Consider the following 24,996-nt stretch of genomic DNA (forward strand, 5'->3'; position numbering starts at 1 on the left):
GAGTCCCATGGCCGCCCGTCTTGAAGCCCGTGCGACGCGCCACTATTTCGACAGCGCGTTCCAGTGTCAGGCGGTGAAAGTACTGCCCAACGAGTACTACGTCACCAACGAAGACCTGATGATCTCGACCGTCCTGGGGTCTTGCGTCGCCGCCTGTATCCATGACCCGATCACGGGCGTGGGCGGCATGAACCATTTCATGTTGCCGGAAGGCGACATGCAGTCGCCCGCCTCGGCCACCATGCGTTACGGCGCCTTCGCCATGGAAGTGCTGATCAACGAACTGCTGAAGGCCGGCGCAGTGCGCGACCGGCTCGAAGCCAAGGTGTTCGGCGGCGGCGCCGTGCTGTCCGCCATGCAGCAGATGAACATCGGCGAACGCAACGGCCAGTTCGTGCTGAGCTATCTCAAGACCGAAGGCATTCCCGTCAAGGCGCAGGACCTGGGCGACGTGCACGCGCGCCGCATCAACTACTTCCCGCGCGACGGCCGGGTGATGGTCCGCAAGATGGCGCCGCACCACCAGCGCGCCGAGGAAATCATCGCCAAGCGCGAACAGGCGGCCGCCCAGAGCGTGCAGGCCAAGACCGAAAGCCCGCAGCGCGTCGAGCGCTTCACCCGGCCCGGCGTGGAGCGTTTCGACCGCCCGGCCCGGCCCGGCGTCGAACGCTTCGACCGTCCAGTCCGCCCCGGCGTGGAACGCTTCGACACCGCGCTGACGCGCCGGCGCCGCGCCGAGACCGCCGGCGACTGAACTGCGCCGACGCGCATTGCGCCGCATGCGCCCCTACAATCGGCGCATGTCCACCGTCCGCCTGTTCTTCGCCCTGTGGCCTGCCCCCTCGCTGGCCGCCCAGCTCGCGGCCTGGGCAGAGCAGGCTCGGCCCGGTTGCGGCGGACGCGCCATGCGCACGGAAACCCTGCACCTGACCCTGGCGTTCCTGGGACCCGTGGACGCGGCGCTCGCCGACGAGCTGGCGGCAGCCACGCCCGAACGGCGTCTCGCGCCCGAGGACATGACCCTGGACCGCTACGGCGTCTTCGGCCGCCAGCGCATCCTCTGGGCCGGCCCTGGCGACACGCCCGCGGGCCTGCAGGCTGCCCACGATGAACTCTGGTCTTGGCTGTCGGGCTTCGGCCTGGTCGCGCCGCCCCAGCCCTTCCGCCCGCACGTCACCCTGCTGCGCAACATCGAACACGTCAGCCCGCCCGCCGAAACGCCCGCTCCCCTGCCCTGGCGCTACGACCGCATGGTGCTGGTGGCATCGGAATCGCAATCGGGCGGCAGCCGCTACCGCATCGTGGCGCAGTCGCGGCCGCAGAACGCCTGAGGCCCCCTCTGGCACAATCAGCCGGTTGCCACCCCCCGGGATCGCCATGATCATCCTGCTGGACCAAGACGGCGTGCTCGCCGATTTCGAACACGCCTTCATCGACGCCTGGCGCGCGCGCCATCCGGACATCCCGCCCGTGGCGTTCGAGAACCGCAAGTCCTTCTACATCCGCCAGGATTACGCCCCCGAGCTGCGCAGCATGGCCGAAGCCATCTACACGGCGCCCGGCTTCATCCGCGACCTGCCGCCGGTACCCGGCGCGCTGGACGCCGTGAAGGAACTGCTGGCGCTGGGCATGGACGTGCGCATCTGCTCCTCGCCCCTGTCACAGTTCGAGAACTGCGTGGCGGAAAAATACCTGTGGGTGGAAAAGCACCTGGGACGCGACGCCACCAACCGGCTGATCCTGACCAAGGACAAGACCCTGGTGCATGGCCATCTGCTGATCGACGACAAGCCGCTGATCGAAGGCGCGGTGAAGCCTCGCTGGAAGCACATCCTGTTCGACGCCCCCTACAACCGCGAGGTGTCGGACCGCCCCCGCATCACCTGGCAGAACTGGCGCAACGTGCTGGCCGGAGAGCTATATACGGCAGATGAGTGAGTCCTGTTCAGCTGCCGTAATTTGGGACTATTCTGTGTTGCTGTACCCCCTACCCTGGAGGAGCCTGCACCATGAATCTGCACCGCCTGCTGAAGCAGCGAGAAGCCGACCACAAGCCTTTGCGTGTTGCATTGCTGGGCGCCGGAAAGTTCGGCGCGATGTTCATGAGCCAGGCCCCGCGCACGCCGGGGATGCGGCTGGTTGCCGTGGCCGATCTGGCGCCCGACCGCGCCCGCGCGGCGCTCACCAGGGTGGGTTGGCCGGCCAGCGCACTTAACGCCAGCAGCACCAATGACGCGCTGAAGAACGGCAAGGTCTATTTCAGCGACGATCCTCACGCCGTGATCGCCAGCCCCGACGTCGATATCGTCATCGACGCCACCGGCCAGGCCGCCGCCGGCATCAGCCACGTGCTGGCCTGCTGCGAATACGGCAAGCACATCATCATGGTCAACGTCGAGGCCGACGCGCTCGCCGGCCCGTTGCTGGCGCGGCGCGCGCGCGAAGCCGGCATCGTCTATTCGCTGGCCTACGGCGACCAGCCGGCCCTGATCTGCGAAATGGTGGACTGGGCCCGCGCCAGCGGCTTCGAGGTCATGGCCGCGGGCAAGGGCACCAAGTACCTGCCCGAGTTCCATACTTCGACGCCGGACACCGTCTGGCCCTATTACGGCTTCACCGCCGAAATGGTCGCGGCCGGCGACTTCAACGCGCAGATGTTCAACAGCTTCCTGGACGGCACCAAGAGCGCCATCGAGATGGCTGCGGTCTCCAACGCCACCGGGCTGCTGCCCTCGCCTTCCGGCCTGCACTTTCCGCCCTGCGGCGTGGACGACCTGGCGCGCGTGCTGCGTCCGCGCGAAAACGGCGGCATCCTGCACCACCGCGGGCAGGTCGAGGTGATTTCCTCGCTGGAACGCGATGGCCGCCCGGTGTTCCGCGACCTGCGCTGGGGCGTGTACGTGACCCTGGCCGCCGACAGCGACTACGTGCGCCGCTGCTTCAAGGAATATGGACTGGTCACCGACCCCAGCGGCAACTACACCGCCATGTACAAGCCGTACCACCTGATAGGCCTGGAGCTGGGCATCAGCGTGGCCAGCGTGGGCTTGCGGCGCGAACCCACCGGCGCGCCCGCCGGCTGGCACGGCGACGTCGTCGCCACCGCCAAGCGCGACCTGCCGGCCGGCCAGATCCTGGACGGCGAAGGCGGCTACACGGTATACGGCCGGCTGATGCCGGCGCGCGATTCGGTGGATGAGGGCTATCTGCCGCTGGGTTTGTCGCATCAGGTCAAGCTGAAGAACCCGGTGCGACAATCGCAGGCGATCCGCTGGAGCGACGTGGAGTACGACAATAGCTCCACGGCGGTGCAGTTCCGCCGCGAAATGGAGCAGACCTTCGCCTAGGGTGCGCCCGCGCGGCGGATCGGTCCGCCGCCTTAGACCGGCGCCGGCCGTTCCGCCTGGAACAGGCGCAGGCGATCCGCGGCATTACGCAAATGCCGGTCGGCGGCGCGCCCGGCGGCATCCGGGTCGCCCGCGTCTATGGCCGCAAAGATCGCCTGATGCTCGCTCTGCACCGCAGCCATGCGTTCCGCATACATGCGCGCCGTATTGTTGCGCGCGCTGCGGATGACCCGGCGCACATTGGCTTCCAGGTAATCGTTCAAGGCCACCAGATGCGGGTTGTGGGTGGCCTGCACGATGGCATGGTGGAACTGGTAGTCCTCTTCGTCGCCGAGCTTGTCGTTGAGCAGCGCATATTCCATGCCCACCAGCGCCTGACGCATCTTCTTCAGGTCGGCGTCGGTGCGGCGCTGCGCGGCGTAGCGCGCGGCAGTGACTTCAATGGACAGCATCAGCTCCAGGATGTGTTCCAGCTCCTGGTTGTCGCCCGGCGTGGGCGCGGCGATGCGGAAGGCGTTCTTCTGGAAGTTCGGGTCGACGAACACCCCGCTGCCTTGCTGCGACGTGATCAGGCCTTCGGACTTCAGGCGCGCCAGCGCTTCGCGCACGACGGCGCGGCTGACCGAATAGGTTTCGGTCAGCTGCTTTTCCGTGGGCAGGCGATCGCCGGGCGCGAGCACGCCCTGGCGTATCTGCTCCGCCAGCGCATCGCCCAGCGCCGCCGAAAGCGAACTCTTGGGCGCGGCGCGCGGCGGATCCTGTTCTTGGTTGGGCTGCATGGTCGAATGGTGGAAACTTGCGGGCGGCGCTCAAGCGCGCCGCCTCTTGTTTATGGGAATGCCTGGCAGGCCGGCCACGGCATGGACGGCCGCGCCATCCTGGGACTTTACGCGATATAGATGCCGCCGTTGACCTGCATGACCTCGCCCGTGACGAAGCCGGCCAGCGGCGAGCACAGGAAAGCGATGGAACCCGCGATTTCCTCGGCCGTGCCGTAGCGGCGCAGCGGCGTGCTTTCGAGCAACTGCGCGCCCTTCTGCCCGATCAGGTCCTGGGTCATGGAGGTGGCGATGATGCCCGGCGCCACCGCGTTCACGCGGATCTGCGGCGCCAGTTCCAGGGCCAGGCTGCGCGTGAAGCTCTGCACCGCGCCCTTGGAGGCCGAGTAGGCCGCATGCGCATAGCTGCCGCGCTGGGCCGCCAACGAGGTCAGCAGCACGATGGAGCCGTCATGGCGCAAGTGACGCTGGGCGGCGCGGCACACATAGAAGGTGCCGTCCAGGTTCACGCGCATCAGCGTGCGCCAGGCCTCGTCGCTGGTGTCCTTGACCAGTTGCTCCGGGTAGATGCCGGCGCAGTGCACCAGGTGATCCAGCCCGCCGAAATGCTTGGCGGCAGCTTCAAACACACGTTCGCAATCGGCAGACGCCGACACGTCCAGCGCACGCGTGTAGACGCGCTGGCCACTGGGGTCCAGTTCGGCCGCGACCTCTTCCAGGCGCGCATTGTCGATGTCGGTCAGCACCAGCCGGGCGCCATGCGCCGCCATCAGCCGCGCCGTCGCCAGACCGATGCCATTGCCTGCGCCGGTGATGGCGGCAACCTTTCCTTCGAACGAAATCATTCTGTCTCCTGAAGCGCTCTCGTATGCGGGCTGAACGCCTTTCCGGCGGCCGCTGGAGTTCCGATTGAACTCCCGAAACGGCCGCTTGACACGGGAAAAACGCTTGCCCTATGATTTATCGGACAACTTAATAAAGTTGCCTGACAACTTATTCCGAAAGCGTAAAGCAACTGACGCTTTCAGGCAAGAGAGTCGGCAACGACACGGCGGCAAGCCGCCGCCCAGGCAGGGGACAATCAGGTGGAAATCACCGGCAGCACTACCGTTTTCGCGATAGCGGCGGACCCGATCGCGCACGTCAAGACGCCCCAGCGGCTCAATGCCCTGTTGCGCGAGCGCGGCGTGGACGCGGTCATGGTGCCGTTCCACGTGGCTCCCGACGCCCTGCCCGGCCTGTTCGCCGGTATCCGCGGCCTGGCCAACCTGGGCGGCATCGTGGTGACGGTGCCCCACAAGGAGAACGCCGCCGCCCTGTGCGACGCGCTGACGCCGTCCGCCCAATTGAGCGGCGCGGTCAACGCGGTGCGCCTGCGCGACGGCGTGCTCACCGGCGGCAACTTCGACGGGCTGGGCTTCGTTGCCGGCCTGCGCAGCCAGGGCCACGATCCGGCCGGCCGCCATGTCTACCTGGCCGGCCTGGGCGGCGCGGGCAAGGCCATCGCCTGCGCCATCGCCGACGCCTGTCCCGCCAGCCTGCGCCTGTACAACCGCAGCGCCGACAAGGCGGTCTCCTTTGCCGCCCATCTCGCCCGCCAATACCCCGGTCTGGCCATCAGCGTGGCCAGTGCCGCGCCCGAAGCCTGCGACATCGCCATCAACGCGACCTCGCTGGGCCTGCATGACACCGATCCCCTGCCCTTCCAGCTGGACGCGCTTGCCGCCGGCACTGTCGTCGCCGACGCCGTGATGAGCCGCGTCGACACGCCCCTGCTGCGCGCCGCCGCCGCGCGCGGCTGCCGCACGCATCCAGGCCTGTACATGCTGGAAGGACAGATCGCCGAAATTGCCCGCTTCCTGGGCATAGAAGAGGCGCGCCTGTCCGCCAGCGCGCGTGCTTGATCCACAAATTCACCACACTCCCGTCCCACGGAGGAGACACGCATGAAATTGGCTTTCACCACCGGCCTGCTGTGCCTGGCCGGCATCGCCGCATCGGCCCAGGCCGCACCCGTCAAGATCGGCCTGATCGAAACGCTGTCCGGTCCGCAGGCTTCGACCGGCCTGATGTTCCGCGCCGCAGTCAAATATGAACTGGACCGCATCAATGCCGCCGGCGGCTGGAACGGCCAGCCGCTGGAGCTGGTCGAGTTCGACAACCAGGGCGGCCCGGTGGGCGCGTCCGACCGCTTCCGCGCGGCAGCGGCCGAAGGCGTGCAGATCCTGGTGCAAGGTTCGTCGTCGGCCATTTCCGGCCAGTTGACCGAGGACGTGCGCAAGCACAACCTGCGCAACCCCGGCAAGGAGGTCGTGTTCCTGAACGTGGGCGGAGAAGCGCTGGAACTGACCGGCCAGAAGTGCCACTTCTATCATTTCCGCTTCACCACCAATGCCGACCTGCGCGTGAAGGCGCTAGCTTCCGTCATGTCGGCCGACGGCACGCTGGGCAAGCGCGTGTATGCCATCAACCAGAACTACTCCTGGGGCCAGGACATGGAAGGCGCGACCGAGCGCTTCGCCCAGCAGTACGGCTATGAAGTGGTCGGCAAGACGCTGCACGAAGTCAACAAGATCCAGGACTTCGCGCCGTACGTCGCGCGCATCCGCTCGTCCAACCCTGACACCGTCATCACCGGCAACTGGTCCAACGACCTGCTGCTGTTGATGAAGGCCACGCAGGCCGCAGGCCTGAAGGTCCGCTTCGCCACCGTGTTCCTGGACCAGGTGGGCAACCTGGCCAACGCCGGCGAGGTCGCGCTGGGCCACTACATCGCCCACCCCTACAACATCGAAGCCGCAGGCGAGGAAGGCGCCAAGTTCGCCGAGGACTACAAGGCCAAGACCGGCCACTACCCCAGCTACACCGAGCCGCAGACCGTGATCGGCATCCGCTTCCTGGGCGAGGCGCTCAAGCAGGTGAAGCCGCAAGACGGCAAGCTGTCCGTGCCGCAACTGGCCGGCGCGCTGGAGAAGGTCACCTACACCTCGTCGCTGGGCACCTACACGATGCGCGCCGAAGACCACCAGGTGCAGCTGCCCATGGTGGTGTCCAAGGTCGGCAAGAACGCCAAGTACAAGGCCGACGGCACCGACATGGGCTTCGAGCCGGTCAAGGTGCTGGCCGCGGCCGAGGTGTCGGCGCCGGCGCAGGCAACCTGCAAGATGCAGCGGCCGAACTGATGGGCCGCAAGCGCGTCCGACGCCAGCTTGCGCATGGCGCTCCGGACGCGCTTCCTCATCAGCCTTCGTCGCAGATCAATAAGCGCACCCCCGGCGCGGGCCGGAAAAACCTCGGTGCGCACTCGCTCGCAAGACGTCCGTCGTCTTAGCGCAAGAATCCTGGAGCGGACATGGAATACTTTACCGTCTCGCTGTTGAACGGCGTGATTTACGGCCTGCTGCTATTCATGGTGTCGGCAGGCCTGACACTGATTTTCGGCATGATGGGCGTGCTCAACTTCGCGCACGCCTCGTTCTACATGATAGGCGCGTATGCCGCCTACACCCTGACGCCCGCCACCGGCTTCTGGGCCGCGCTGGTCCTGGCCACCGTCATCGCCGGCGTGCTCGGCATGGGCGTGGAGCGCTACTTCCTGCGCCGCGTCCACAAGTTCGGCCACGCGCAGGAACTGCTGGTGACCTTTGGCCTGGCCTTCATCGTGGCCGAGCTGATCAAGCTGTTCTACGGCGACTTTCCGGTCGACTACCGCGTGCCGCAGTTCCTCAATTTCGCGGCCTTCCGCGTGTTCGACGCGGACTATCCGTTCTACCGCCTGCTGATGGGCGGCGTGTCGCTGGCGATGTTCGCCGTGATCTATCTGCTGCTGTCGCGCACCCGCGTGGGCATCGTGGTGCGCTCGGCCATCTACCGTCCGCGCATGGCTGAAGCGCTGGGCCATAACGTGCCGCTGGTATTCATGAGCGTGTTCGGCGTGGGCGCAGCCATGGCCGGCCTGGCCGGCGCGGTGGCCGGCGCCTTCTACACCACCAATCCGAACATGGCGCTGGAATTGGGCGTGCTGGTGTTCGTGGTGGTGGTAGTGGGCGGCCTGGGCTCGCTCGAAGGCGCGATGATCGCCTCGCTGCTGATCGGCCTGATCAGTTCCTTCTCGGTGGGCATCGACGCCAGCCTGGCGTCCTTGTTCGGTCTGTTCGGAGCCGGCGAATGGGCCGAGAGCGTGGGCGGCCTGATGACCGTCAAGGTCTCGAGCCTGGCGGCCACCCTGCCCTTCCTGCTGATGCTGGTGGTGTTGCTGGTCAAGCCCTCGGGCCTGAAGGGAGAGCAGGCATGAGCCAGACCCGCCGCGCTTCCACAATCTTCCTCCTGGCCTTGTGCGTGGCCGCGCTCTGCGCGCTGCCCTGGCTGCTGCCCCCGGGCCAACTGGTGGCGGCGGTGCAGATGCTGATCGCCGCGCTGTTCGCCTGCGCCTTCAATCTGCTGGCCGGCCAGGGCGGCATGCTGTCCTTCGGCCACGCCGCCTACTTCGGCGTGGGCACCTTCGCCACCATCCACGCCATGAACGCGCTGGGCGGTGCGGGACTCCTGCCCACGCCCTTGATGCCGTTGGCTGGAGGCGTGGCGGGCCTGCTGTTCGGCCTGGTAGCGGGCTGGTTCGCCACCATGCGCGCCGGCGTGTACTTCGCCATGATCACGCTGGCGCTGGCGGAACTGCTGCACGCGTTGGCGCCGCACCTCAAGGGCGTGTTCGGCGGCGAGGCGGGCGTATCCGCCATGCGCATGCCGGCCTGGGGCTTTACTTTCGGTTCGGACATCGAGGTCTATTTCCTGGTGCTGGCCTGGGTGCTGGTGTCGCTGGCGGCGCTGTATGGCCTGACGCGCACGCCGCTGGGCCGCTTGACGCTGGGCCTGCGTGAAAACGCCAACCGCCTGCGCTATCTGGGCTATCGCCCGCATACGCTGAAGACGCTGGTGTTCGCGCTGTCGGCCATGTTCGCCGGCATTGCCGGGGGCTTGCAGGCGCTGAACATCGAGGCCGGCAACTATGTGCTGTTCGACGTCAAGCTGTCCACCGACGCGGTGCTGTTCGCCTACATCGGCGGCGTCAACGCCTTCCTCGGTCCGGTGCTGGGCGCCTCCATCCTGACCTTCCTGTCGCAGACGCTGGCCGATATCACCCGCTCCTGGCTGCTGTACCAGGGCATCCTGTTCGTGCTGGTGATGCTGTTCGTGCCGGACGGCCTGGTCGGCCTGGTGCAGGGCGCCACCCGCTCGCTGCGCGAGCGCGGCCTGGGCAACTGGCTGCCGCGCGCGGCGGTCTCGGTGGCGGGCGGCCTGCTGCTGACTTGCGCCACGGTTTTCACGGTGGAACTGCTGCAACGCATGTTCGCCCGCGACTACCGCTCGCTGTTGGCAATGAACCCCGAGGCCGGCTGGCCCGACATTCCGCTGTTCGGCCACGACTGGGCGCCGCTGGCGCCATCGACCTGGCTGATTCCGCTGGCGCTGTTCGCCGTGGGCCTGGCCGCCTGCCGCTGGGCGCTGGCCCTGTGGCGCGACGACGAACAAGCCGCTCCCGCGCTGGAGGCCGCACAATGAGCCACGAGATCCTGACCCTGACCGACGTGCGCAAGTCCTTTGGCGACGCACAGATCATCCGCGGCGTGAACCTGAAGATCGAGGCCGGCGAGCGCCATGCCGTCATCGGCCCGAACGGCGCCGGCAAGTCCACCCTGTTCCACCTGATGTCGGGCTCGTTCGCGCCAACGTCGGGCGACATCAGCCTGCGCGCGCGCTCCATCGGCGGCCTGCCGCCGGAACGCATCAACCGCCTGGGACTGGCGCGCTCGTTCCAGATCACCAACGTGTTCCCGCGCCTGTCGGTGCGCGAGAACCTGCGGCTGGCGGTGCTGCGCATGCATGGGCTGGTCTACAACTTCTGGCGTCCCATCGCCCGCAACCGCGCCGTCAACGAAGACGTGGACCGCCTGCTGGAAAAAGTGCGCCTGACCGCCAAGCAGGACACCGCCGCCGGCGACCTGAACTATTCGGAGCAACGCTCGCTGGAAATCGGCATGACGCTGGCCTCGCGCCCCAAGGTCATCCTGCTGGACGAGCCCATGGCGGGCATGTCCCAGCACGAGGTGGACTACACGGTCGAACTCATCAAGGACGTGACCCGCGATTGCACGCTGCTGATCGTGGAGCATGACATGCAGGTGGTGTTCTCGCTGGCCGACCGCATCAGCGTGCTGGTCTACGGCGAAATCCTCGCCACCGGCACGCCGGCCGACATCCGCGGCGACGCCCGCGTGCGCGAAGCCTACCTGGGAGATGAAACGGTATGACGACGCAATCCCCCTTGCTGAGCCTGCAAGGCGTGCACGCCCACTACGGCAAGAGCCACATCCTGCACGGCATCGACCTGACCGTGGGCCGCGGCGAAGTCGTGAGCCTGCTGGGCCGCAACGGCGCCGGCCGCTCCACCACCATGAAGAGCATCATGGGCCTGGTGGACGTGACCGGCGGCAGCATCGCCATCGAAGGCCGCGACATCACCAACAAGCGCCCCTTCGAGATCGCCCGCGCCGGGCTGGGCTTCGTGCCGGAAGAACGCGAGGTGTTCGCCAACCTGACCGTGGACGAAAACCTGCGCATGGGCGAGCAGCCCAAGCGCGAGGACGCGCCCTACTGGTCGACCGGGCAGATGTTCGACTACTTCCCGCGCCTGAAAGAACGCCGCGGCACCAAGGCCGGCAACCTGTCCGGCGGCGAACAGCAGATGCTGACCATGTGCCGTTCGCTCTTGGGCAATCCCAAGGTCATGCTGATCGACGAGCCCACCGAAGGGCTGGCGCCGAAGATCGTGGAAGTGATCGCCGACGTGATCCGCGACATCCACAAGCGCGGCGTGTCCGTGGTGCTGGTGGAACAGAAGCTGACCATCGCGCTGAAGGTCTCCACCCGCGTCAGCGTGATGGGCCACGGCCGCATCGTTTTCGAAGGACCTCCCGCGCAGCTGCATGAGCGCCAGGACGTGGTCCAGGAATGGCTGGCGGTCTGAGCGCCGGCAAATACATCGCTAAGAGGCAAACATCTTGGACCAAACTCCCGAAGTCATCCATCCCGACCTGCGCGGCCAGAGCGTCGTCATCACCGGCGGCGCCAAGGGCATAGGCCTGGCCACGGCGCAAGCCTTCGTGCGCCAGGGCGCGCGCGTGGCGCTGCTGGACATGGACGCCGCGGCGCTGGATGAAGCCGTCGCCGGCCTGGCCGCGCTGGGCGGCGAGGCGCTGGCCGTGCAAGCCTCGGTCACCGATGCTGACGCCGTCGAGCAGGCTTTCGCACAGATCGAACAGGCCTGGGGCCGCATCGACGTGCTGGTCAATAACGCGGGCGTCTCGGCCAACAAGCCCACGCTGGAAGTCACCGTGGACGAATGGCGCCGCGCCGTGGACATCAACCTGACCGGCGTGTTCCTGTGCGCCCAGGCCGCCGGCCGCCGCATGGTGCCCGCCGGCGTCGGCACCATCATCAACCTGGCCTCGATGTACGGCGTGGTGGCGGCGCCCGACCGCGCCGCCTACTGCGCCACCAAGGGCGCGGTGGTGCTGTTGACCGAGACCCTGGCCGTGGAATGGGGCCCCATGGGCGTACGCGTCAACGCGTTGGCGCCGGGCTACGTGGAAACGGACCTGGTGCGCGACCTGGCCGCCCGCGGCCGCCTGGACCCCGAACGCCTCAAGCAGCGCACGCCGCTGCGGCGCCTGGCGCAACCGGCCGAAATGGCCGACCTGGCGGTGTTCCTGGCCTCGCGCCAGGCCGGCTACATCAACGGACACACCCTGGTGGCCGACGGCGGCTGGAGCCGCTACAGCTACCTCTAATCGCAAGACACATACACATCTCTGGAGATTCATTCATGGCCACCCACCAACCGCTCGAGCCCCAGGCGCCCTGGCGGCAACTGACGGTAGACGCCAAGGACTGGCAACAGGCGGATCCCGCCCTGCTCGGCACCATGCTTACCCAGCTGCACTGGATCCGCGCCTTTGAAGAGGCCGTGCTGGACCTGGCCGCCGAAGGCCTGGTGCATGGCCCGGCGCATTCGTCGGTGGGCCAGGAAGGCGGCGCGGTCGGCTCGGTGCTGGCGCTGGGCGCCGGCGACCAGATCAACGGTTCGCACCGCGGTCATCACCAATTCCTGGCCAAGGCGCTGCAGCATGTCGCGCCGCTGGGCCTGGACCCGCGCAATCCGCTCACGCCCGCCATCGACGAGGTCCTGCAGAAGACGCTGGCCGAGATCATGGGCCTGGCCCAGGGCTATTGCCACGGCCGCGGCGGCAGCATGCACCTGCGCTGGCTCGAAGCCGGCGCGCTGGGCACCAACGCCATCGTCGGCGGCGGCGTGCCGCTGGCCGCCGGCGCGGGCTGGGCGCACAAGCACGCCGGCACCGACCGCGTCGCCGTGACCTATTTCGGCGACGGCGCGGTGAACATCGGCTCGGTGCTGGAAACCATGAACCTGACCGCGGCCTGGAAGACGCCGCTGTGCTTCTTCATCGAGAACAACCGCTACGCCGTGTCCACCACGGTGGAAGAGTCCACCGCCGAACCGCGCCTGTCGGCGCGCGGCCTGGCCTTCAACATCCCCTCGTGGAAGGTGGACGGCATGGATCCGCTGGCGGTCCACCTGACCATGTCCGAAGCCGTGGCGCACATGCGCGCCGGCAACGGTCCGACCATCGTCGAGGTGGACGTCTACCGTTTCTTCCACCAGAACGGCCCCTTCCCCGGCAGCGCCTTCGGCTACCGCAGCAAGGATGAAGAATCGCAATGGCGCCGCCGCGATCCGCTGGACAAGATCGCCACGGAGATGATCGGCCGCAAGCTGATCACGCAAGCCGAAGTGGACGCCCTGCGCCAGCGCTGCAAGGACGTGATGAAGGACGTGTCCGGCCGCCTGACCGAAGCCGCCGATGGCGGCAAGCGCCGCGTGCGCGCCGACCTCTGGCCCAGTCCCGACTTCCGCGACGTGGGCCTGCGCAGCGACGGCTCGGAACTGGCCGGCCTGCGCTACCAGGAAGCCGCCGACCACGCCGGCCAGTCCGCCGAGCGCAAGTTCGTGGACGCGGTGGCCGACGTGCTGGACCGCCGCATGGAAACCGACGCCGGCGTGGTGGTGCTGGGCGAAGACGTGCACCGCCTGAAGGGCGGCACCAACGGCGCCACCCGCGGCCTGAAGGACAAATATCCCGACCGCGTGCTGGGCACCCCCATTTCCGAGAACGCCTTCGCCGGCCTGGGCGGCGGCCTGGCCATGGACGGCCGCTACCGGCCGATTGTGGAATTCATGTATCCCGACTTCATGTGGGTCGCGGCCGACCAGATCTTCAACCAGATCGGCAAGGCCCGCCATATGTTCGGCGGCGACATCGACGTGCCCTTCGTGCTGCGCACCAAGGTCGCGATGGGCACGGGCTACGGCTCGCAGCACTCGATGGACCCCGCCGGCATTTTCGCCACCGCGCCCGGCTGGCGCGTGGTCGCGCCGTCCACGCCCTACGAATACGTGGGCCTGATGAACACCGCGCTGGCCTCCAAGGACCCGGTGCTGGTGATCGAGCACGTGGACCTGTACGCCTCCTCGGGCGAAGTGCCCACGGACGACCTGGACTACGCCATTCCGTTCGGCAAGGCTCGCGTGCGCCGCGCGGGCGGCAAGGTCACCATCCTGACCTACCTGTCCATGGTCAGCCGCGCGCTCAAGGCCGCCGAAGCGGCGGGTGTGGACGCCGAGGTCATCGACCTGCGCACGCTGGACCGCGCCAGCCTGGACTGGGACACCATCGGCGCCAGCATCATGAAGACCAACAACGTGCTGATCGTGGAGCAAGGCGCGCGCGGCACGTCCTACGGCGCCATGCTGTCCGACGAGATCCAGCGCCGCTACTTCGACTGGCTGGATCAGCCGGTCAAGCGCGTGACCGGCGGCGAGGCCTCGCCCAGCATCTCCAAGGTGCTGGAGCGCGCGGCCTTCGCCGATACCGAGGAAGTGATGGCCGGCCTGGCCGACGTGCTGGCCGACATGGGAGAACAGGCATGAGCACAGCCCTGCACATGACCGTGCCGATGGAAGTCGGCATCTGCTGCGCCGACCTGGACGCGCTGCTGGCCTTCTACACCGAGGTGGTGGGCCTGAAACTCGTCAACCGCGTCAGCGTGCCGGCCGACAAGGCCCAGGCCACCGGTCTGACACGCCACGGCTATGACGTGGCGCGGCTGCAGACCAGCTATGGCGAACGCATCAAGCTGTTGCAGCCCGCCGCCGCGCCCGAGGCCGCCGCGCGCGGCGCGGCCATCCTGGACCGCCAGGGCGCCACTTACCTGACCTTCATCGTGCGCGACCTGCCCGGCGTGGTGCGCGGACTGGAAGCGAAGGGCGTGGTGTTCGACAGCAAGCCGGCGCCGATGGAAGTGCGCCCCGGCACCTGGCTGGCGTTCTTCCGCGACCCCGAAGGCAATGTGCTGGAACTGGTCGAATACGACGATCCCGCCACCTACCGGCCCGACCTGGCCGGCGCCGCAGAATAGGACGAACAACGTGGCACACCTTATCAAGCTCCCCTCCGTTGCGGCCGACACCTCGGGCGGCACGCTGCACCAGTGGCTCAAGAAAGAAGGCGACACCGTCGCCGTGGGCGAGGCGCTGGCGGAAATCGAAACCGAGAAGGCCATCGTCGAAATCAATGCCGAGCAGGCCGGCGTGCTGGGCCGCATCGTGGTCCAGGCTGGCGCGGCCTCGGTGCCGGTCAACACCGTGATCGGCGTGCTGCTGGTCCAGGGCGAAGACGCTACGGCTATCGACCGCGCGCTGGCCGAAGCCGGCGCCGCGCAGCCCACGGCAGCACCTGCGGCTGCGGTTGCTGGCAGCGCTGGCCCGGCCCCTGTCGCCGCCCCGGCTTTGGCATCGGCCAGCAACGCTGCCACCTCGGCTTCTGCGAGCGCCGCAGCCGCGCCTCAGGCACCCGCTGCCGCAGGCACCGCAGCTGTTCCTGGCGGACGCTTGTTCGCCAGCCCGCTGGCACGGCGCCTGGCCGCGCAATGGCATGTGGACCTGCTGGGTGTGACCGGCACCGGCCCGCACGGTCGCATCGTGCGCCGCGACGTGGAAGCGGCACGAGACCGGGCTCCGGCCGCCGCAACCGCGCCGCTGGCCGGCCGTCCAGCCGCACGCCGCGTCCCGCACACTGGCATGCGCCGCGCCATCGCCCGCCGCCTCACGGAAAGCAAGCAGAACGTGCCGCACTTCTACCTGACGGTGGATTGCAGGATGGACGCGCTGCTGGCCCTGCGCGCGCAAGCCAATCAAGGCGGCACGGTAAAACTGTCGGTCAATGACTTCATCGTGCGCGCGGCGGCGCTGGCCCTGCGCGAAGTGCCGGAGGTGAACGCCAGCTGGCATGAAGATGCCGTCGAGTACCACGCCGGCGCCGACATCTCGGTGGCGGTGGCGACCGATGGCGGCCTGGTCACGCCCATCGTGCGCGACGCGGACCTGAAGTCCTTGTCCGCCATCGCGGGTGAAATCGTCGAGCTGGCCGGCCGCGCCAAGATCAACCGTCTGAAACCCGAGGAATTCACCGGCGGCTCGCTGACCGTGAGCAACCTGGGCATGTACGGCATCAGCCAGTTCGCTGCCATCATCAATCCGCCGCAGGCCGCCATCCTGGCGGTGGGCACGGCCGAGAAGCGCCCGGTGGTGGACAGCGAAGGCCAACTGGCCGTCGCCACCGTCATGACGGTGACCTTGTCGGCAGACCACCGCGTGGTGGACGGCGCGGTGGGCGCGCGCTGGCTGGCCGCCTTCCGCACGCTGATCGAAAACCCCGTGCGCATCCTGTTGTGAGCCCCGCCATGACCAAGACTACCTTTGATCTCGTCGTGGTGGGCGGTGGCCCCGGCGGCTACGTCGCCGCCATCCGCACGGCCCAGCTGGGCATGTCGGTCGCGCTGGTGGAACGCGCCGAACTGGGCGGCATCTGCCTGAACTGGGGCTGCATCCCCACCAAGGCGCTGCTGCATAGCGCCACCGTGCTGCGCGCCTGCCGCGAGGCCGCGCACTACGGCGTGGCGGGTGCGGGCGAAGCGCGCCCGGACCTGGCCGCCATGGTGGCGCGTTCGCGCAAGGTGGCGGGCCGCCTGGGCCAGGGCGTCTCGCACCTGATGAAGAAGAACGGCGTGACCGTGTTCGCCGCCAGCGCCAAGCTGGCGGGCGGCGGCCGCCTGGCGCTGGACAACGGCAACACGTTGTCGGCCAAGCACATCATCCTGGCCACGGGCGCGCGCGCCCGCGAACTGCCGGCGCTGCCCCTGGGCGAGCGCATCTGGGCCTACCGCCAGGCGCTGGTCCCGGCCGAGATCCCGAAGTCGCTGCTGGTGGTGGGCGCGGGCGCCATCGGCGCGGAATTCGCCAGCTTCTACCGCGCCGTGGGCGCGGAGGTCACGCTGATCGACATGACTGCGGAGATCCTGCCGCAGGAAGACGCGGAAATCTCGGCGCTGGCTCGCAAGGCTTTCGAGAAGCAAGGCATACGCGTGCTGACGCAGTGCGCCGTGACTTCGTCCTCGTTGACCGCGACCGGCGTGAAAGTGGCGCTGGACCAGCAAGGCAAGCGCAGCGAACTGGAAGTGGACCGCGTCATCGTCGCCGCCGGCATCGTCGGCAACGTCGAGAACCTGGGCCTGGAGCAGACCCGCGTCAAAATCGAGAAGACCCATATCGTGACCGACGGCCTGTGCCGCACGAGCGAGCCCGGCGTCTACGCCATCGGCGACGTGGCCGGCGCGCCGTGGCTTGCGCACAAGGCCAGCCACGAGGCCGTGCTGTGCGTGGAAGCCATCGCCGGCAAACCCGCGCATCCCATTGATCCGCTGCGCATTCCGGCCTGCACCTATTCCTATCCGCAGGTCGCCAGCATCGGCATGAGCGAAGCCCGCGCCCGCGAACACGCCGCCAAGACCGGCGGTGAAATCCGCGTGGGCAAGTTCACCTTCGCCGGCAACGGCAAGGCGATCGCCATGGGCGAGGACCAGGGGCTGGTGAAGACGGTGTTCGACGCCAAGAGCGGCGAACTGCTGGGCGCGCACATCATCCACCCCGAAGCGTCCGAGCTGATCACGGGTTACGGCGTGGCGGCATCGCTGGAAGCTACCGAGGAAGACTTGATGCACACCGTGTTCGCGCACCCGACGCTATCGGAAACGCTGCACGAATCAGTGCTATCGGCGTTTGGCCGCGCCTTGCACGCCTAGGACCTGCCTGCCCCGGGGCCTGCTTGCGCAGGTCGCAGGCGGAAACCGCCACGCGGCGCGGACTCAGATCCGCGCCGCCAGGAAGTCCAGGAAGCAGGCAATGCGGCGCGACAGCTGCGTGTTGCGGTAATACACCGCGTGCATGGGCTGCAGGTAGTCCGTGTGCGCGGCCTCCATCAGCTTCACCAGCCTGCCGGCCTTGACGTCCTCGCGCACCACGAAGTCGGAAAGGCAGGCGATGCCCACGCCGCGCACCGCCAGCTGCCGCTGCGTTTCGCCGCTGGAAGTCGCCAGCGTCGGCATCGCCAGATAGCTGGATCCGCCGGCGTGGCGCAAGGGCCAGACGTTCAGGCTTTCGGGCTGGGTGAAGCCCAGCACCTCATGCGCCGCCAGATCCTCCACCGTCTCCGGCGCGCCGCGCCGGGCTACGTAGTCCGGACTGGCCATCACCCAGCGCGGCGACGGCCGCAGCGGGCGCGCGTGCAGGGTGGAGTCCGTCAGCGGCCCCATGCGCAGCGCCACGTCGGTGCGATGTTCCATGAGGTCGACGATGCGGTCGTTGCTGGTGAGTTCGAGCGTGATCGCCGGATACTCGCGCCGGAACTCCGCCACCAGCGGCACCACGCAATGCAGCATGACCGGCACCGACGCATCCACCCGCAAGCGGCCCGCGGGGCGCTGATGCACCATGCGCATGCAGTCCTCGGCTTCGTCCAGCGACGCGACGATGTGCCTGGCCTTGGGGAGAAAATGCTTGCCCTCTTCGGTCAAGTCCATGCGCCGGGTGGTGCGGTTGAGCAGCGTAACGCCGAGTTCTTCCTCCAGACGCGACAGGCCCCGGCTGACGCCCGAGGCAGTGTGGCCCAGCAGTTCTGCGGCGGCGCTGAGGGATCCCGCGTCCACTACGCCCAGGAAGAGCCGCAGCGCGTCTGAGTTCAGGGACATGGCTGGCTCCTTGGTTTGTGGATCGATTGTATAGAGGGCAACAGCCCTGAATGAAGCGAAAAAAAAGCGGCGCCTGAAAGCGCCGCCCTTCTCATGCATCAGCAAGCGAGAATCAGCGCTTGCCCTTCTGCTTCAGCTGCGACAAATCCCGCACCGCGCCGCGATCCGCCGACGTCGCCAGGGCCGCATAGGCCTGCAGCGCCTGCGACACGACACGTTCGCGTCCCACCGGCTCCCAGCCATCAGCACGAGCATCCATCGCCGCGCGGCGGCGCGCCAGTTCCTCGTCCGACACCGCCAGATGCATCTTGCGGTTCGGGATATCGATCTCGATCACGTCGCCCTCTTCCACCAGGCCGATCGTGCCGCCTTCCGCCGCTTCCGGCGAAGCGTGGCCGATCACCAGGCCCGACGAACCGCCCGAGAAGCGGCCATCGGTGAACAGGGCGCAGGTCTTGCCCAGGCCCTTGGACTTCAGGTACGACGTGGGGTACAGCATTTCCTGCATGCCCGGGCCGCCCTTCGGGCCTTCGTAGCGGATCACCACCACGTCGCCCGCGACGATCTTGTCGCCCAGAATGCCTTCCACGGCGTCGTCCTGGCTTTCGAAGACGCGCGCGCGGCCGGTGAAGACCCATTGCGACTCGTCCACGCCGGCCGTCTTCACGATGCAGCCCTTCTCAGCCAGGTTGCCGTACAGCACGGCCAGGCCGCCGTCCTTGGAATAGGCGCTTTCCTTGCTGCGGATGCAGCCGGTCTTGCGGTCGGTGTCCAGCGTCAGGAAGGTTGCGTCCTGGCTGAAGGCCACCGTGGTCGGGATGCCGCCAGGCGCCGCGCGGTAGAACTTTTGCGCTTCCTCTCCGGCGCCGCCGGCCACGTCCCATTGCTTGATCGCATTGCCCAGCGTGCCGCTGTGCACGTTGCCGCAGGACAGGTCCAGCAGGTCCGCGCGCGCCAGTTCACCCAGGATGCCCAGGATGCCGCCGGCGCGATGCACGTCTTCGATGTGGTACTTGTCGGTGGCGGGCGCCGCCTTGCACAGGCACGGCACCTTGCGCGAAATGCGGTCGATGTCGGCCATGGTGAAATCCACGCCGGCTTCCTGCGCCGCGGCCAACAGGTGCAACACCGTGTTGGTCGAACCGCCCATGGCCACGTCCAGCGCCATGGCGTTCTGGAACGCGCTCTTGGTGGCGATGCTGCGCGGCAGGACCGACTCGTCCTCTTCCTGGTAATAGCGGCGGCACAGATCCACCACCAGGCGGCCGGCCTGCTCGAACAAGCCCTTGCGCCAGGCGTGCGTGGCGACGATGGTGCCGTTGCCCGGCAGGGCCAGGCCGATGGCTTCGGTCAGACAGTTCATCGAGTTGGCGGTGAACATGCCGGAACAGGAGCCGCAGGTCGGGCAGGCGCTGCGTTCGACTTCAGCCACTTCGGCATCCGACACCTTGGGGTCGGCGGCCTTGATCATGGCGTCGATCAGGTCGATCTTGGCGATGACCTTGCCGTCGGTGGGCGACTTGACCTTGCCCGCTTCCATCGGGCCGCCCGACACGAACACCACCGGGATGTTCAGGCGCATGGCGGCCATCAGCATCCCCGGGGTGATCTTGTCGCAGTTCGAGATGCAGACCATGGCGTCGGCGCAATGCGCGTTGACCATGTATTCGACCGAGTCGGCGATCAGTTCGCGCGAGGGTAGCGAATACAGCATGCCGCCGTGGCCCATGGCGATGCCGTCGTCCACGGCGATGGTGTTGAATTCCTTGGCGACGCCGCCCGCGGCTTCGATTTCCTTGGCGACCAGCGCCCCCAGGTCGCGCAGGTGCACGTGGCCCGGCACGAACTGCGTGAACGAGTTCACTACCGCGATGATCGGCTTGCCGAAGTCGTCGTCCTTCATGCCTGTGGCGCGCCACAGGGCGCGGGCGCCGGCCATATTGCGGCCGTGGGTCGATGTGCGGGAGCGGTAGTGCGGCATGGTTTGTCTCTGGCTGTAGCTGTTAGCGTAGGCGGCAAAACGTTAAATAATACGCTGGTTCCGGACCCGTCCGTCCGCCGGCCGCGCCCGGGACGCCGCAGCGGCCATCAGGCGGACGCCATGCCGCGGGCCGCGAAGACGCTGGGCGGCTCGCCCACGGCCTTGCGGAACATGGCTGCGAAGGCGCTGGGGCTTTCGTAACCCAGGTCCAGCGCCACCTCCAGCACGCGCTCGCCGCGCGCCAGCCGCTCCATCGCCGCCAAGAGCCGCGCCTGCTGGCGCCAGCGGCCGAAGGTCATGCCGGTGTGCCGCAGGAACAGGCGGTGCACGGTCTTCGGGTCCACCCCCAGCGCGCGCGCCCAGTCGGCCGCGCCGTCCTGGCGTTCCGGGTGGCGCACGATGGCGCGGCAGATGCGGGCCAGGCGGGGCTCGGATGGCTGCGGCAGATGCAGCGGCAGCACCGGCTCCTGGCGCAGTTCATCCAGCAGCAACATCATCAGCCGGCCGTCGCGCGTGTCGGGCGCCCAGTCCAGCGGCACTTCGGCCGCCGCCACCATCAGCTCCCGCAGCAAGGGAGAAATCGACAGCACGCAACATTCCGCCGGCAGATGGGCGGCCGCGCCCGGCTCCACGAAGACCGTGCGCATGCGCGGCTCGCCGCTCATGCGCAGGCCGTGCGAGACCCAGGCCGGCACCCAGACGCCGCGCGTGGGCGGCACCACCCAGATGCCGGCGTCGGTATCCACCACCATCACGCCGGAGATCGCATAAAGCAGCTGGGCGCGGCGGTGACGGTGGCGGCGGACGCGGTGGCCATCTTCGTAGTCCACCGCCAGCCCGGCCACGGGCCGGCGCGAGGATTCATAGGGAAACAGGTCCAGGTCCGCGGGCTTGTACGGTGTGCGTGCGCGGGACGTGGGGTCAGGCTTGTCCATTTTGCGACGATTGCGATTGAAATGGCGTGGGATGGTCTGGCCAGTGTACCCAGGCCCCGGGGTTCAGCCACGCAATGCCAGCAATGATTCCTGCAAGTGCCGCAGGCCCCGGCTGAGGGGCTTGTCCCGCCGCAGCACGATGGCCAGGCTGCGCGACAGCCGTGGCGCAAGCGACCGCACTGCCAGCGCCTGGCGCCGGCCCGCGCCCGACACCGCCAGCCTGGGCAGGATCGCGCAGCCCAGGCCGGCGGCCACGATCTCCTTCATGGCCTCGGTGCTGCCCAGCTCCATCACGGGCTTGGCGGCCACGCCGGCTTCCTCGAACCAGTCGTCCACCAGACGGCGGGTGCGCGCGCCGGGCTCGAACAGCACCAGCGGCAGCTGCGCCAGCGCCTGCGGCGTGGCGGCGGCGGGAATGGCGGCCGCATCGCGGGCGGGAAAGATCGCCACGAACTCGTCCTCCAGCACCGGCGTAACCTGGAACATGCGTCCCGGCGCGGGCAAGGTGACCAGGCCGATGTCCAGCGTGTTGTTCTCCAGCCCGCGCAGCATGTCGGCCGTGTTGCCGGTGCTCGCCACGATGTCCAAGGCGGGAAAGCGGCGCCGCAGGTCAGCCAGGATAGGCGGCAGCAGATAGGTGCAGGCGGTGGCGCCGGTGCCCAGGCGCACCCGGCCGGACACCTGGGACGCATGCGCGGTCATGGCAAGTTCCGCCTGCGCCAGCGCGGCGTCGATGACCCGCACGTGCTCCAGCAGTTCCAGCCCGGCCGCGGTCGGGCCGGCGCGGCGGCCGATGCGTTCCACCAATTTCAGGCCGAAGCGCCGCTCCAGCTGACGGATCTGCAGGCTGACGGCGGGCTGGGTCACGCCGCCCCGCTCCGCGGCGGCGGAAAAACTGCCCAGTTCGATCACCAGCGCAAAAGTGCGCAGATGGTCCAGGTTGAGGCCGCGCATCGCTCTATCCAAAGTTTTACTTATGAAAATCATAATAGACCAAAGCTTTATTAATAAATAAGCTTGCGCGACACTGGCGGCTTGTTTCTTCACTCCCATTGCCACGGCCCGCTCATGTCGTCCCCCGCCCCCACCATCCTCATCCGCGACAGCGCGGAAGCCGATCTTCCCGCCATCAAGACCATCTACGCGCACCATGTGCAGCACGGCGCGGCCTCGTTCGAATTGGATCCGCCGTCCATCCAGGACATGCGCCAGCGCCGCGCCGCCGTGCTGGAAAAGGAAATGCCGTATCTGGTCGCAGAGATCAACGGCGAGGTGGTGGGCTACGCCTACGTCACCCCGTACCGCCCGCGCCCGGCCTACCGGCACACGGTGGAGGACTCGGTGTACGTGAAGGCGGGCCGCTCCGGCCTGGGCATAGGCGGCAAGCTGCTGGCCACACTGATCGAACGCTGCACCGCCGCCGGCTGGCGCCAGATGCTGGCCGTGGTGGGCGACAGCCGCAACGCCGCTTCCCTGGCGCTGCACGCCAGCCAGGGCTTCCATCCCGCCGGCACCTTGCGCTCGGTGGGACACAAGCATGGCGAATGGCGCGATACCGTGCTGATGCAGCGCGCGCTGGGCGAAGGCGACGCCACGCCGCCGCAACGGCCGTGATCGCGCCGCGCGCCATCGTCTGCCTGGGGCTGACGCAACTGGTCGGCTGGGGCGTGATGTATTACCTGATCGGCGCCCTGGGGCCGGCCATCGCCGCCGACCTGGGCTGGAACGCCGCCACGGTCTACGGCGGTTTTTCAGCGGCCATCGTAGTGATGGCCATGGTGTCGCCGCTGGCCGGCGCGGCCGTGGACCGCTGGGGCGGCCACCGCGTCATGCCCGTGGGCGCGGTGCTGGGCGCGCTGGGCTGCGCGGGCCTGTCGATAGCGCACGGCATCCCTCTGTACTTCCTGGCCTGGGCCGTACTGGGCGTGGGCATGCGGCTATGCCTGTACGACGCGGCTTTCGCCTCGCTGGCGCGCGCGGCCGGCCCCTCGGCACGCCGACCCATGTCGCAGATCACGCTGTTCGGCGGGCTCGCGTCCACGGTGATGTGGCCGGTGGGCCATGCGCTGTCAGGCTGGCTGGGCTGGCGCGGCGCGGTGCTGGCCTATGCCGGCCTGGCGCTGGCCACGGTGCCGCTGTACCTGGCGCTGCCGCGCGAACGCTACACCGCAGCAGCAGGCGGCAAGGACCCGATTTCCGCCGGCCTCACGCGCAACGCCGCCGAGCGCCGGCTGGCGGGCGCACTGTACGCCTTGATCGCGATGCTGACCAACTTCCTGGCAGCGGGCAATGCGGCCCATCTGATTTCGCTGTTGTCGGGCCTGGGCCTGGCCGCGGCCGCCGCGGTCAGCGTGGCGGCGCTGTGGGGCGTCGGCCAGTTCGCGGCGCGCCTGGCCGACGTGGCGCTGGGCTCGCGCCTGCATCCGCTGACGCTGACGCTGGCGGTGTGCGCGATCTTGCCGCTTTGCTTCCTGCTTGCGCTGCTGTCCGGTGGCAACCTCTACGCCACCGCTGCCTATGCGCTGCTTTATGGCGCCTGCAACGGCCTATTGACCATTACCCGCGGCACCTTGCCGCTGGCGCTGTTCGACTTCCGCAGCTATGGCACGCTGGTCGGCTCGCTGCTGATCCCCAGCTTCCTGCTCACCGCCGCCTCGCCGGTGGCCTATGCCTACATCGTGGACAGCCACGGCGCGCGCGGCGCGATGACGCTGTCGTTGGGACTGGCTGCGGCGATCTGCGCGGCGGCGTTCGCGTTGCGGTGGAAGTTCATACAAAGGACGCGCGCGGCATTCGCCTGAAACGCCGGCCGCGCAATCCGCTCCCGGTATCCGCCGCGCCACGGCGCGCGGTGCCCGGAGCCGCCGAGTCCTAGCCTTCGGCGGCGGAAGCCACCACCCATTTTTCCCAGCCGATTTTCCTGAGCTTGCAGGCGGGGCATTCGCCGCAGCCATAGCCCCAGTCATGGCGCGCGCCGCGTTCGCCCAGGTAGCAGGTATGGCTTTCCTCGACGATGGTTTCCACCAGCGCGTCGCCGCCCAATTGATGCGCCAGCGCCCAGGTTTCGGACTTGTCGATCCACATCAGCGGCGTCTCGATCGTGACCCTGGACCCCAGGCCCAGGCCCAGCGCCACCTGCTGCGCCTTGATAGTGTCGTCGCGGCAATCGGGATAGCCGGAGAAATCGGTTTCGCACATGCCGCCCACCAGCACGTCCAACTGGCGGCGATAGCCCAGCGCGGCGGCCAAAGTCAGGAACAGCAGGTTGCGGCCGGGCACGAAGGTGTTGGGCAGGCCGTTGGCCTGCATCTCGATGGCGCGGTCGCTGGTCATGGCGGTGTCGCCCACCTGGCCCAGCACCTTCAGGTCCAGCAGATGGTCCTCGCCCAGGCGCGGCGCCCAGTCGGGAAAGTTGTTGCGGATGTCGCGCAGCACATTCAGGCGCGCGCTCAATTCGATGTGGTGCCGCTGGCCATAATCGAACGCCACGGTTTCCACATGGGCATAGCGCTCCAGCGCCCAGGCCAGGCAGGTGGTGGAATCCTGGCCGCCCGAAAACAGCACGAGCGCGCGACGTTGATGATTTTGCATAAAAGGGGGCTTCTGGAAAGACGAAGGGACGGCAGGCTTGTACGGACAGGGAACAGCCAGCCTTTAGTGTAAACATGCTGCTGGCGGACTTTAAAGCGCCCCGGGCGGTCGCCGTTAAAAGTCTGCGTAAAATCTTCCTGATT

24 protein-coding genes are annotated in these 24,996 nt (G+C 68.0%); 17 read left to right on the plus strand and 7 right to left on the minus strand.

Going from position 1 to position 24,996, the window contains the following annotated elements; genetic code table 11:
- The first annotated feature begins 7 nt into the window (after positions 1-7).
- The 4 genes from cheD to AXYL_RS29320 all read left to right on the plus strand — a co-directional run bounded on the left by cheD (position 8) and on the right by AXYL_RS29320 (position 3,347).
- A complete protein-coding gene (gene cheD / locus AXYL_RS29305; protein ID WP_013396512.1) occupies positions 8-754 on the plus strand; it encodes a chemoreceptor glutamine deamidase CheD in 747 nt (248 codons plus the stop codon).
- Positions 755-800: 46 nt separating this feature from the next.
- A complete protein-coding gene (gene thpR / locus AXYL_RS29310) occupies positions 801-1,331 on the plus strand; it encodes an RNA 2',3'-cyclic phosphodiesterase (protein WP_049797965.1) in 531 nt (176 codons plus the stop codon).
- A 46-nt stretch (positions 1,332-1,377) separates the two neighbouring features.
- Positions 1,378-1,938 (plus strand): 5'-3'-deoxyribonucleotidase, encoded by a 561-nt coding sequence (locus AXYL_RS29315; protein WP_013396514.1) that lies wholly within the window; start codon positions 1,378-1,380, stop codon positions 1,936-1,938.
- Positions 1,939-2,009: 71 nt separating this feature from the next.
- The gene (locus AXYL_RS29320) at positions 2,010-3,347 is read left to right on the plus strand and encodes an NAD(P)H-dependent oxidoreductase (protein ID WP_013396515.1); all 1,338 of its coding nucleotides are present in this window, start codon (positions 2,010-2,012) and stop codon (positions 3,345-3,347) included.
- A 32-nt stretch (positions 3,348-3,379) separates the two neighbouring features.
- Here AXYL_RS29320 and AXYL_RS29325 read toward each other — a convergent pair whose 3' ends face one another.
- Both AXYL_RS29325 and AXYL_RS29330 read right to left on the minus strand, forming a co-directional pair.
- Positions 3,380-4,126, minus strand: coding sequence for a FadR/GntR family transcriptional regulator (locus AXYL_RS29325; protein ID WP_013396516.1), 747 nt, complete (start codon positions 4,124-4,126; stop codon positions 3,380-3,382).
- A 107-nt stretch (positions 4,127-4,233) separates the two neighbouring features.
- On the minus strand, positions 4,234-4,971 hold the full coding sequence (locus tag AXYL_RS29330) for an SDR family NAD(P)-dependent oxidoreductase (protein WP_013396517.1): 738 nt from the start codon (positions 4,969-4,971) through the stop codon (positions 4,234-4,236).
- A gap of 240 nt (positions 4,972-5,211) precedes the next feature.
- On the opposite strand from AXYL_RS29330, the gene AXYL_RS29335 reads away from it, so the two are divergent.
- The 11 genes from AXYL_RS29335 (at position 5,212) to lpdA (ending at position 17,401) form a co-directional block, all read left to right on the plus strand.
- Complete coding sequence (locus AXYL_RS29335; RefSeq protein ID WP_013396518.1) at positions 5,212-6,030, plus strand: shikimate dehydrogenase family protein; 819 nt, start codon at positions 5,212-5,214, stop codon at positions 6,028-6,030.
- Positions 6,031-6,072: 42 nt separating this feature from the next.
- A complete protein-coding gene (locus AXYL_RS29340; protein ID WP_013396519.1) occupies positions 6,073-7,308 on the plus strand; it encodes a branched-chain amino acid ABC transporter substrate-binding protein in 1,236 nt (411 codons plus the stop codon).
- Positions 7,309-7,478: 170 nt separating this feature from the next.
- Positions 7,479-8,420 (plus strand): branched-chain amino acid ABC transporter permease, encoded by a 942-nt coding sequence (locus tag AXYL_RS29345; protein ID WP_013396520.1) that lies wholly within the window; start codon positions 7,479-7,481, stop codon positions 8,418-8,420.
- On the plus strand, positions 8,417-9,685 hold the full coding sequence (locus AXYL_RS29350; protein WP_013396521.1) for a branched-chain amino acid ABC transporter permease: 1,269 nt from the start codon (positions 8,417-8,419) through the stop codon (positions 9,683-9,685). Before AXYL_RS29345 ends, AXYL_RS29350 begins: the two co-directional genes overlap by 4 nt.
- Positions 9,682-10,434 carry an ABC transporter ATP-binding protein gene (locus AXYL_RS29355; RefSeq protein ID WP_013396522.1) on the plus strand — a complete coding sequence of 251 codons (753 nt, stop codon included), beginning with the start codon at positions 9,682-9,684 and terminating at the stop codon, positions 10,432-10,434. Before AXYL_RS29350 ends, AXYL_RS29355 begins: the two co-directional genes overlap by 4 nt.
- Positions 10,431-11,150: an ABC transporter ATP-binding protein gene (locus AXYL_RS29360; protein ID WP_013396523.1), complete on the plus strand. Its 720-nt coding sequence runs from the start codon at positions 10,431-10,433 to the stop codon at positions 11,148-11,150. The genes AXYL_RS29355 and AXYL_RS29360 overlap by 4 nt, the downstream gene beginning before the upstream one ends.
- A 34-nt stretch (positions 11,151-11,184) precedes the next feature.
- On the plus strand, positions 11,185-11,973 hold the full coding sequence (locus tag AXYL_RS29365) for an SDR family NAD(P)-dependent oxidoreductase (RefSeq protein WP_013396524.1): 789 nt from the start codon (positions 11,185-11,187) through the stop codon (positions 11,971-11,973).
- A gap of 35 nt (positions 11,974-12,008) precedes the next feature.
- On the plus strand, positions 12,009-14,192 hold the full coding sequence (locus AXYL_RS29370; RefSeq protein ID WP_013396525.1) for a thiamine pyrophosphate-dependent enzyme: 2,184 nt from the start codon (positions 12,009-12,011) through the stop codon (positions 14,190-14,192).
- Positions 14,189-14,680 carry a VOC family protein gene (locus AXYL_RS29375; RefSeq protein ID WP_013396526.1) on the plus strand — a complete coding sequence of 164 codons (492 nt, stop codon included), beginning with the start codon at positions 14,189-14,191 and terminating at the stop codon, positions 14,678-14,680. The genes AXYL_RS29370 and AXYL_RS29375 overlap by 4 nt, the downstream gene beginning before the upstream one ends.
- Positions 14,681-14,690: 10 nt before the next feature.
- Positions 14,691-15,995, plus strand: coding sequence for a pyruvate dehydrogenase complex dihydrolipoamide acetyltransferase (locus AXYL_RS29380; protein ID WP_013396527.1), 1,305 nt, complete (start codon positions 14,691-14,693; stop codon positions 15,993-15,995).
- A gap of 8 nt (positions 15,996-16,003) precedes the next feature.
- Positions 16,004-17,401, plus strand: coding sequence for a dihydrolipoyl dehydrogenase (gene lpdA, locus AXYL_RS29385; RefSeq protein WP_013396528.1), 1,398 nt, complete (start codon positions 16,004-16,006; stop codon positions 17,399-17,401).
- Positions 17,402-17,464: 63 nt separating this feature from the next.
- On the opposite strand, the gene AXYL_RS29390 is transcribed toward lpdA, so the two are convergent.
- The 4 genes from AXYL_RS29390 to AXYL_RS29405 form a co-directional block, all read right to left on the minus strand.
- Positions 17,465-18,346 carry a LysR family transcriptional regulator gene (locus AXYL_RS29390; RefSeq protein WP_013396529.1) on the minus strand — a complete coding sequence of 294 codons (882 nt, stop codon included), beginning with the start codon at positions 18,344-18,346 and terminating at the stop codon, positions 17,465-17,467.
- Between the two features lie 112 nt (positions 18,347-18,458).
- On the minus strand, positions 18,459-20,327 hold the full coding sequence (gene ilvD / locus AXYL_RS29395) for a dihydroxy-acid dehydratase (protein ID WP_013396530.1): 1,869 nt from the start codon (positions 20,325-20,327) through the stop codon (positions 18,459-18,461).
- 107 nt (positions 20,328-20,434) lie between these two features.
- Positions 20,435-21,262, minus strand: coding sequence for an AraC family transcriptional regulator (locus tag AXYL_RS29400; RefSeq protein ID WP_013396531.1), 828 nt, complete (start codon positions 21,260-21,262; stop codon positions 20,435-20,437).
- A gap of 63 nt (positions 21,263-21,325) precedes the next feature.
- Complete coding sequence (locus tag AXYL_RS29405) at positions 21,326-22,216, minus strand: LysR family transcriptional regulator (RefSeq protein WP_013396532.1); 891 nt, start codon at positions 22,214-22,216, stop codon at positions 21,326-21,328.
- 114 nt (positions 22,217-22,330) lie between these two features.
- On the opposite strand from AXYL_RS29405, the gene AXYL_RS29410 reads away from it, so the two are divergent.
- Positions 22,331-22,876 carry a GNAT family N-acetyltransferase gene (locus AXYL_RS29410; RefSeq protein ID WP_013396533.1) on the plus strand — a complete coding sequence of 182 codons (546 nt, stop codon included), beginning with the start codon at positions 22,331-22,333 and terminating at the stop codon, positions 22,874-22,876.
- Complete coding sequence (locus AXYL_RS29415; protein ID WP_013396534.1) at positions 22,873-24,063, plus strand: MFS transporter; 1,191 nt, start codon at positions 22,873-22,875, stop codon at positions 24,061-24,063. Before AXYL_RS29410 ends, AXYL_RS29415 begins: the two co-directional genes overlap by 4 nt.
- Before the next feature lie 70 nt (positions 24,064-24,133).
- Here AXYL_RS29415 and queC read toward each other — a convergent pair whose 3' ends face one another.
- A complete protein-coding gene (gene queC / locus AXYL_RS29420; protein WP_013396535.1) occupies positions 24,134-24,853 on the minus strand; it encodes a 7-cyano-7-deazaguanine synthase QueC in 720 nt (239 codons plus the stop codon).
- Positions 24,854-24,996 lie beyond the last annotated feature (143 nt).

The sequence above is a fragment of the Achromobacter xylosoxidans A8 genome (genome assembly GCF_000165835.1).
Lineage (GTDB): Bacteria > Pseudomonadota > Gammaproteobacteria > Burkholderiales > Burkholderiaceae_B > Achromobacter > Achromobacter xylosoxidans_B.